11 protein-coding genes and 1 pseudogene are annotated in these 7,276 nt (G+C 39.1%); 5 read left to right on the top strand and 7 right to left on the bottom strand.

All coding sequences use genetic code 11. The annotated features are described in order from the left end of the window. Positions 1–223: hypothetical protein (locus LC608_RS30110; RefSeq protein ID WP_229557073.1), on the top strand; the 223-nt coding region annotated here is incomplete at its 5' end. 189 nt (positions 224–412) lie between these two features. Here the strand turns inward: LC608_RS30110 and LC608_RS30105 are convergent. From LC608_RS30105 to LC608_RS30090, 4 genes are all read right to left on the bottom strand, one after another. Further along, on the bottom strand, positions 413–508 hold the full coding sequence (locus tag LC608_RS30105) for a type I restriction enzyme endonuclease domain-containing protein (protein WP_229557120.1): 96 nt from the start codon (positions 506–508) through the stop codon (positions 413–415). Positions 509–627: 119 nt separating this feature from the next. Next, positions 628–1,164 (bottom strand): hypothetical protein, encoded by a 537-nt coding sequence (locus LC608_RS30100; protein WP_109013428.1) that lies wholly within the window; start codon positions 1,162–1,164, stop codon positions 628–630. Next, entirely contained in the window at positions 1,161–1,697 is a 537-nt protein-coding gene (locus LC608_RS30095; protein WP_229557072.1) for a DUF4365 domain-containing protein, read from the bottom strand. The genes LC608_RS30100 and LC608_RS30095 overlap by 4 nt, the downstream gene beginning before the upstream one ends. Before the next feature lie 142 nt (positions 1,698–1,839). Then, the gene (locus LC608_RS30090; protein ID WP_229557071.1) at positions 1,840–2,097 is read right to left on the bottom strand and encodes a hypothetical protein; all 258 of its coding nucleotides are present in this window, start codon (positions 2,095–2,097) and stop codon (positions 1,840–1,842) included. A gap of 210 nt (positions 2,098–2,307) precedes the next feature. Between LC608_RS30090 and LC608_RS30085 the strand changes: the two genes are divergently transcribed. The 3 genes and pseudogenes from LC608_RS30085 to LC608_RS30075 form a co-directional block, all read left to right on the top strand. After that, positions 2,308–3,051, top strand: a complete 744-nt coding sequence (locus LC608_RS30085; RefSeq protein ID WP_229557070.1) for a ParA family protein — start codon at positions 2,308–2,310, stop codon at positions 3,049–3,051. A gap of 17 nt (positions 3,052–3,068) precedes the next feature. Further along, positions 3,069–3,716, top strand: a complete 648-nt coding sequence (locus LC608_RS30080; RefSeq protein WP_229557069.1) for a hypothetical protein — start codon at positions 3,069–3,071, stop codon at positions 3,714–3,716. Positions 3,717–3,803: 87 nt separating this feature from the next. Beyond that, positions 3,804–3,911 (top strand): annotated as a pseudogene (locus tag LC608_RS30075) (RNA-binding protein); the annotation flags it as partial. A gap of 103 nt (positions 3,912–4,014) precedes the next feature. Here the strand turns inward: LC608_RS30075 and LC608_RS30070 are convergent. After that, positions 4,015–4,620 (bottom strand): GIY-YIG nuclease family protein, encoded by a 606-nt coding sequence (locus LC608_RS30070; RefSeq protein ID WP_229557068.1) that lies wholly within the window; start codon positions 4,618–4,620, stop codon positions 4,015–4,017. A gap of 332 nt (positions 4,621–4,952) precedes the next feature. Here LC608_RS30070 and LC608_RS30065 point away from each other — a divergent pair, with 332 nt between their 5' ends. Continuing rightward, positions 4,953–5,330, top strand: coding sequence for a hypothetical protein (locus LC608_RS30065; RefSeq protein ID WP_229557067.1), 378 nt, complete (start codon positions 4,953–4,955; stop codon positions 5,328–5,330). Positions 5,331–5,395: 65 nt separating this feature from the next. Here LC608_RS30065 and LC608_RS30060 read toward each other — a convergent pair whose 3' ends face one another. Both LC608_RS30060 and LC608_RS30055 read right to left on the bottom strand, forming a co-directional pair. Beyond that, the gene (locus tag LC608_RS30060; protein ID WP_229557066.1) at positions 5,396–5,983 is read right to left on the bottom strand and encodes a hypothetical protein; all 588 of its coding nucleotides are present in this window, start codon (positions 5,981–5,983) and stop codon (positions 5,396–5,398) included. Between the two features lie 271 nt (positions 5,984–6,254). After that, positions 6,255–6,734 (bottom strand): DUF2839 domain-containing protein, encoded by a 480-nt coding sequence (locus LC608_RS30055; RefSeq protein ID WP_229557065.1) that lies wholly within the window; start codon positions 6,732–6,734, stop codon positions 6,255–6,257. Positions 6,735–7,276: the final 542 nt, after the last annotated feature.

The following is a 7,276-nucleotide window of genomic DNA, read 5'->3' as shown; positions in this document are numbered from 1 at the left end:
ATTGCAATATCGGCACAATACTTTATATGGAAATCCCTGCTTTAAACTCTTAAGGAATGAGGTAGAAAATTTTGTAATTGAAAAATATGGGTCGGATTATTTAAAAACTCAAAAGTGCAAAGCTGAATTATCAAAAATCAATACAGAAATCCGAAGTTTGAACCGAAAAATCTCGGAATTAGAAAAAAGAAAAGAAGAACTTTTAGCAACCATTAATTCTTGACTGTGGTTGATTTAACTGAGGTTTTGCTTCAGCTAATAAAAGAAGGTTTTTTTGATTCTACAACTTTCCTTGTAGCTTCTGAGTCCACCCAGAGCGGGACATCGCACTTTGGCAGCTTGGGAGCGGTATCTGGGGGTAACTGACAAAACTTAAGAAGCTAACCTGTAAAATTTTTTGAACCACATCACATCACGCAGCCCAATCTCTACACAGTAACTCTGCCTGTTGCAGCACCGTCACCATCGCCTTCTCCTGCTTTTCTGGTGGATAGCCATATTTCCGCAGCCGCCGCTTGACTAACCGAGAGCAGATTCGCTTTGAAACTTTCTTTTACAGTCCAATCAATTGTGACATTACGGCGGATTGTCTCTATTTACTAAGTCACGATTGCAAGGGAATGGTATTCAAATATTTTCAATTTGAAATTCTTGTGGATTTTTCAAAATAAAAATATTATTTTCTTTAACTAAATCACCCGTACATCTTACAGGTAAGCGTTCTTGATAAGATTTTATTGCCAAAATATAATCATGGTCGAGCAGTTCAATTTTGATTTGGCGTAATTTCTCAAAAACTGGACAAACAATGGTAACTTCGCCACTTAATCTATCTGCGTTAGGAGTTGCAATTTGCGTGACAAAGCCTTGAATTTTTAAATGAGGATAATTTTTAATAAATTCATTTAAAATTTCGAGGTAAGAAAGATTTTCGGAATCTGCTATTGTTTCGATAAGTTCACGAACTCTCGGAAGATAATCTCCTAAATTTTTTGTGCTTGGTAGTAAGATTTCAAATTCTCCTTTTTGTGCTTCCTTGTGCCAGATTGTGGCATTATCAAGAAAAGGTCTGTCTTCATGCCAACCGTGAGATTGTAAATACTCTCTCAGTTGTTGTAGTTCTATATTTTTGATAATTTCCGCATCTTGCACAGTAACTTTCATGGTTGTACTCCTTGACCGATACCTTGCATAATTGACTGGAGAGCAGCGACTGTAAATTGATTATTTCTTGGCATGGTGACAGTTACAGTCGATGTGTTTCGTGTTTCTGGCATGACGAAGAGCGATAACCAATAGCCACAATACCTCATACAAAGTTCTTCTGATGATTGTTGCACCCACTCGCTTAAGTTATCGGGAAGTAAAACTACAATTAAGATTCTAGGAACGGCAAAGTCAACCATTCGTAAATCATTGTAGTTTTTCAGTTTGAGAGAGTAGCGGATAGCGTTATCGTTGAGGACATCCCTTGATGTTGATTTTAGCTGCAATTCCAAGCGAGGCGCACGGATGCGCCCCATAAGACCTGTGGCTGCTATTCCCCAGTCTACGCTGTCGTCGTCTACGGCTGGTTTGTAGAGAGAATAACCTGCAACACTGGTGATGGCTTGGAGATATGCGTTGCTAAATTGTTCTTTCTGTTGGTTGATGTCCACTAATAATTGGGGGCCATGATAAATACGTCCAGGCTGCATTTATATAATCCCACGGCTTATTCGCATCTGCCCACAGCGTTTGCTTAAAATTTAATTTCGCTCCATTGTTTTTCGGTTCGGTTTTTTTCTGACCACGCGTCACTAATTAATGCTCCTTAAGTAAAGTCTCTTCTAATACGAGTTAACGCGGTTCAGTCTGCCGTCTCTGGCTATAAATACTTATTAAGAAACTTTCCAGAATTACTTTCGCCAGTGCATTGCTAATCAAACTTGTCAGTCCCAAAACAGCAATTCCACCCAGCATACCCGCAGGGCCACCCAGAAAGGCTAAAGCTGCGATGATAGCAGCAGCACCTGTCAACCCTGTTGTTGCTATTGTGATTACCAAAATTACTCCAGGCAAACCCAATGCAGCTACTTTTTTTACAACTTCATCCATATCCTGTCACCTCAAGACAAGATTTACTCTGAAGTCTTTTTTAACACTTCTACATCTAGCATACAGGGCAGGAGCATAACTTTCTAACTTGCCAACAAGTTAGCTGGTTGACAACCCAACTTTTTAGCAAGTTGCCTGGTTGTAAACCTAACTTGCTATATTAATGACTTGCCAGTAAGCTCATAGGCAAAATGTTTGGCTTAAAATTCAATGATTATTGCATTAGCAAATCAAAAAGGAGGGGTAGCTAAAACTACCTCCACTATATCTTTAGGGGGACTACTGGCTCTTAAGGATACTGTCCTCGCTATTGACCTTGACCCTCAAGGCAATCTCACTACAGGGCTGGGGGTGGAAGTGGCTGACGACCAGATTAGCTGCTACGACGTAATTACAGAAAAAGCAAAAGTCATCGATGGAGTAGTTTCTACTAAATTTGGACTCAGTTTGCTGCCTGCTGACATCAACTTAGCTAAAGGAGAAACGGAGATACTCATGAAAGTAGGTAACTTTTACATCCTCAAAGAGCGACTGGCTCCCGTACTCAAACAATTCCATCACGTCTTAATTGATTGTCCACCTTCTTTGGGACTGTTAACGGTTAATGCCTTGGCAGCTGCGGATGCAGTTCTTATTCCAGTGCAGTGTCAATTTTTCGCTTTAAAAGGGCTGGCTGCACTGTTGGAAACAGTTGCAAGTGTTCAAAAACGTCTTAATCCCCAATTACAAATACTGGGAGTACTGCCAACAATGGCTGAAAATACGGTCATGACTCAAGATGTCTTAGCCTCCTTAAATAAGAGACTACAAAACATTCAGATATTTGAAGCCGTTCCGAAGTCAATCAAGTTCTCTGAGTCAAATCTGGCAGGCGAACCCATTCACATCTATGCTAAAGACCCCAAATTAGTGCAGCCTTACCAGTTAATCGCTAATTTAATTGCTGCAATCTAATTAAGGTGAAAAGACAGATGACAAAACGACGCGCCAGATTAAATGATGATAATGATCCGTTGTCCTCGACCGATAAAGTTTTAGCTGGGTTTGAGCAAATTAGCAAGTCAACAAGTCAGCAAGATGAAGTGTCAACCAGTCAAGAAGCTGACAATTTAACTAATCAACCAGATGAAGTGTCCACTAGTCAAGAAGCTGACAAGTTAACCAGTCAACCAGATAAACTACTAACAAGTCGAAAATCTGACAAGTCAACAAGTCATCAATATGAAGTGTCAACTAGTCAAGAAGCTGACAAGTCAACAAGGCAGCAATCCAAGAGTGAATATACATTTGACGCTTCAACAAGTCAGCCAGATAGCACACCAATCATTCAACCAAACAGTAATTCAACAAGCGAGAAAGCTAACTTTTTAACAAGTCAACAAGTCAACGTAGAAAAAGTTTCATTGCGTAAATCTACATTTCAAATCAGTGAAGAGGTACTGCATCAGTTAGACAAACTGCACCTTACACTCCAGTTAGAGTTAGGAAAAGCCAATGCTCCTTATAAAGAAGTGATTGTAGAAGAAGCTTTAGTACAACTTTTAGAGTCGTTTAACTCTGAGCGTACAGCTTTGATAGAGGTATTGATGTCAAGGCAGAAAAGCCGGGACAAACTTTGAAAGATGAGTGTGCGATGGCGTAACCGCCCGCCGTAGGCGATCGCTTCGATGGTGGCGATCGCATCTCTTGCAGTTCAGAAAGCGTTATCGTGTGGCCGTGACCTGAGAGTGAATAAGGCTAAACCCAGAGAAGACAGAGGTTCATCTGGTGGGAACCGGGGAGGATACAGTGGCGGTGGACGTAACCGCTACTAAGAGTTGAAACGAAAAATTTAACTTAGGGATAAAACTGTATCAGTTGAAGTTTCTGAAATTTAAGGGCTTCAAACCCTTGCTGTATCATCCCATTCACGCACTTTTACATCAATATACTCACAACATATAAAAATAAAATAATACAAATGACTATTGCTACTAAAAATAAAAAATTATTATTTAAAACTTTACCTAAAACAGTAGGTTTCCTTTTCTTAATTTTCTTCTTCTTGTTTTTCTCCCCGACTATGCCTTGTCTCAACCGATTGTGGGGTTCATATCGTCTGGATATTAAATATTTTGGGATTTCCTCTCTCTCTTGACTTGCACGTTCAATATCTCTAGGAATTATAGGCAAAGAAAGATTTATTTTATTCTGATATTGACCGGAACCCTGAGAATTATTATTTGGTCTTTGCGCTACATTACTACGCTCCATTAACTGAATAACTTGTTGCAAATATGCGTTCTTTGCAAATTCAAACCACTCCCTATAAACATTAAATGACTTACAAGCTTGATGAATTTCTTTCTCTACTTTGTAAACGTCAGCAACAAAGACATAATGAATGAGTTTCAATGGGTAGGGACTTTGACGGCTATTCAGTTCTTTTAATCTATCCTCTGGTGTCCGTGGTGCTACAGTTAGCCCTATTTTGTATCTATATGTGCCTACACTATGAATTAAATAAATGTACCCTGGTTTCATTATTGTATCTCTGTTCGTAGTTATTCTAGAGCTGCAATCGCGTCTGCAACTGTAAAATCTGGTGAATATTTTACCTTTTTGTAGTCGGGATGCTGTTTTATTTGCTTTAAAATTAATTATGATTGATTAAGTAAATCACTTAACTTAATGAAATGTTTACCCATAATTAATCCTTAAAAATAATAGGTTTACCATTGAAGTATTTGTAAATATCTCTGGTCTTAGCTAACTTGGTAAACTTACGTTGTATTCCTCTAGTTCGTTACCATCTGCATTTACTAGACTAAGGAATATGCTTATACTGAAAATTTATTTAATATGGATATAAATATATGGTTCAACGTCTTGAAGAAATTTTAGGTAACTCAATTACAGAATATACTCCCAACGCAATCAAATTTCAGGGACTATCTTTAGAATCATTGGAGCAAGTTATTCAATCAGGCTACACTACACTAAATGCGAGTTTTAATGCTGCTCCATCAGTTGGTTCATTTATTGAATTTGGGCAACGTTGTAAAAGTATAGAAACGACAGCAATTTTTGATGGTGTAGTCATCAATCACACAGAAAACCCAGATTTGGTGATTGATGCAATTACAGTTAAAGGGGTGAAAGACTTAGACTTTGCAGGTGAATTTGTAAAATTCGTCTGGGGTTGTGATGAATTAGAGATTAATTCTCAACAGTTATATGCTTGGTGGGATTAGCTATTTCCTCATACATAACGTTATATATTGTTGGGAAACAAGTGGACACGGCAAATAGCCACTTATCAAACTTGGTTCTCAGCTAAATTTTTTAATCTCAAAAATTGCTGACGCATCATTAATAAGTCTGCCCACGGCAAAAAATAGCGTATCCATGACCAAAAGCGATTTCTGGGATAGCGAATATTCCCCTTGAGAATAAGGCGACAAGCATTTGCCGTTCTTGGGATTACGATATAGCTTGCAGCGATATCACCAAAAATAGAAATGGCTTGCTCATCATCAGTTACTATCGTCAAATGTTGATTTGGTTCAAACTCAACTAATTTAAAAATGCCCATGATTGTTTGACCAACAGCTAAATTTTCCACACCCGAAAGCAGTTGCTTTGGACTGGGATGAGTGGGAATTGACTCAGCACCATGAAAAAATATTCGTTCGAGGTGGTCAAGCCAGTCATAACTGTAAGAACCTACTTTCAATTGGCATAACCACCGAAATAATATCGGCGCTGGTGCTTGCACATCAATAGCTCGAAAATATGCTTCGTCAGCATTCGACATGTAGCGATCGCAAGGGAAGGACATCAGTCGCTCTTGTGGTGTAGACCCCCAAGTATATGCAATGCCTCGTTCTGGATTAACATTTAGCATCGATCGATTTCAACACATTCACTCTTCAAGCATAGAGGCTTGCTCAGAAGCGATCGCTTCCCAGTAAACCTTAATTTTTCTTAGATTCTATGGATTCCACTTTCTTAGTCATTCGTGGAATAGACGATTGAAAGTGCTTCTATCTCTGCCAATACCTCATGGCAGAGGTAGAAATTATATTGTTCGCGCCGCCCCTGTATCTTTGAACATCTGTCAACGATTTTTCATCTGAAGAAGGCGGTTTTTCTATTTCTTGCCATTACATCTGTGTTTATCTGTCTTCATTGAGGTACTTAAGCAGAGTTTCGATTTGCTGAACAGAATAGACATTAATCGGGAGCATGGGAGTGTCAGAGCCACCAAGGAGAGCTATTACTCGATGAGTATTGTAGTCTATATTTTTGAGCTTTTGTATCAGGCGTAAGCCTAGAACTGGAGTATTACACCGAGATTTGATAAAAGTTTCAATGTCGGAGCGGAATGTAACTTCGACACCAACTCCACCGGAAAACTTTAGAGCTTCAGAGAAAACAATTCCTGGCTCAACTATAGTTTTAGCTTTTGTTAAGGCGATGAAAAAGGTGGATTTAAAATCTTCAGGCATCCTATGCAGTTGACCTTTTGTGGTTGCCAATGCTTCATCACTCACATATCCAAGGCTAATTTCTGAAGGTATGGGGCATTCTTCTAAATTAACTCGTGAACCGTAGACATCACCCAAAAGCTGTTTTCTGCGTTTAGCTTCTCCCATACTTCATCCCCTGTTACTACCATCAGTGTCTAACTAGAATACTAGCCAATGCTGCAAAGTCCAAAGCTAAAGCTTACGCTGTTACTGATTGAGAATGCAAAACTGCTCTCAAGTTTTTACAAGAGAGCAGCTAAAGAAGAGCCATAAATTTACATGGGGCTTCATAGATTCAATGCCCCGGTTACTGTATAGGTGGTTCGGTATTGTTACATAGACAGCTTACATGGTAGCAAGTTCCGAAAAAATTCATGTTCTTTACAGAGAATAATTGAATCGCACCAGGAAGAAGCAGTCAACTTCATACCTCAATAGAAAATTCTACAATGATTTGTGTAGGTGCGAAGAGTCCCAATAATGATTAACCCCAGCAACGAACCAGCCAAGCCGAAGAAAATCATTACGATCATTCCTAGTGGGGGTACAGCCGGGATACGTGCAAAATGGGACACGTTGTAAAGTTTTGTAAAGAAATCAGGTTGAAACCATTGATTTTAGGTTCAGTCGAGCCAGAAATTGTTGAAGCGATCGCTCGATAGTTCTGT

Origin of the sequence: Nostoc sp. XA010 (genome assembly GCF_020829625.1) — a bacterium.
In the GTDB taxonomy this organism is placed as follows: domain Bacteria; phylum Cyanobacteriota; class Cyanobacteriia; order Cyanobacteriales; family Nostocaceae; genus Nostoc.
Note: the sequence above shows the minus strand (reverse complement) of the source record. Positions and strands in the feature narration are given on the sequence as shown.